The sequence below is a fragment of the Sphingobium phenoxybenzoativorans genome (genome assembly GCF_001757355.1).
Classification (GTDB): domain Bacteria; phylum Pseudomonadota; class Alphaproteobacteria; order Sphingomonadales; family Sphingomonadaceae; genus Sphingobium; species Sphingobium phenoxybenzoativorans.
In genome coordinates, this window is the sequence record NZ_MINO01000194.1 from 1 (window position 1) to 894 (window position 894).

An 894-nucleotide genomic window follows, 5' to 3' on the forward strand; every position below is an offset into this window, starting at 1 on the left:
CTGGATGACGGCGACGTCGCGCTGGTTGAAGTCGATCGTGCCGGTGACCTCGAGGGCCGAGGCAAGGCTGCCCATCTTCGCCGCGACGACCCGCAATCCCAGGCTCTGCCGCGCGGCGGGATCGACGGCGACCGTGGGGGCCGCGCCGGCGCTTCCTCCGTCCGCGTATCGCGGCACGAGCTGCATATCCATGAAGGGCGACTTGCCGGGCTTGTCGAACTTCTGGTTGGGGAACATCGGATCGTACCAGTAAAGGACTTTGCCTGCCCCGGCGGGCGTGGTCGCCTCCGATTGCGGTGCCTGGCGATGGCCAGCCCAATAGCCTGTGCCGCCGGCCAGCAGCGCGACAGCCAGGATCGATGCGCCCCAGCGCAGCGCGGATTTATCGAGCGTCATGGCCGCTCCTCCCCATAGGTGATAGTGATGCGGACCGCGTCGCGCGCGACGTCGGCTTCGCGGTTGAGCGCCTCGACCTCGGCCTCCGCGAGCCCGAGCGTCGTGAGCAGCGCGGCGCCAAGGTCGAGCTTGCCGGCGCCATAGCTGTCGCGGTCGAGCTCGGCGCGGTGCCTGGCGAGTGGCACCAGCGTCTCGCGGGCATTGCGCAACCGGGAGAGATGCATGGCATGGTCTGCGAGATCGGCGTCGAGCTGCGCCACCAGCTCGCGGCGGATCGCCTCGCGGTCGAACCGACCCCCTTGCGCAAGGCTCTCGCTTGCAGCGATCCTGGGGTTCTGGCGCTTGCCGGCGAACAGCGGCAGGTCGATCGACACGCCGACCGAGGCCATGTCGCCGTACATGGGATCGCGCCGGCCATAGGTGACGCCGACCTTCCAGTCGGGGCGCTTGTCGGCGCGCGCGAGACGCACGTCCGCTTCGGCGACTGCGATCCGCGCG

The 894-nt window shown here is 69.7% G+C and carries 2 protein-coding genes; both read right to left on the reverse strand.

Annotated elements, in window-relative coordinates; all coding sequences use genetic code 11:
- Window positions 1-396, reverse strand: a 396-nt coding sequence (locus BHQ40_RS24810; RefSeq protein WP_290438462.1) for a heavy metal-binding domain-containing protein, incomplete at its 3' end; no start/stop codon positions are given.
- On the reverse strand, window positions 393-894 hold a 502-nt coding region (locus BHQ40_RS24815), incomplete at its 5' end, for a TolC family protein (protein WP_139139491.1). The genes BHQ40_RS24815 and BHQ40_RS24810, both read right to left, overlap by 4 nt.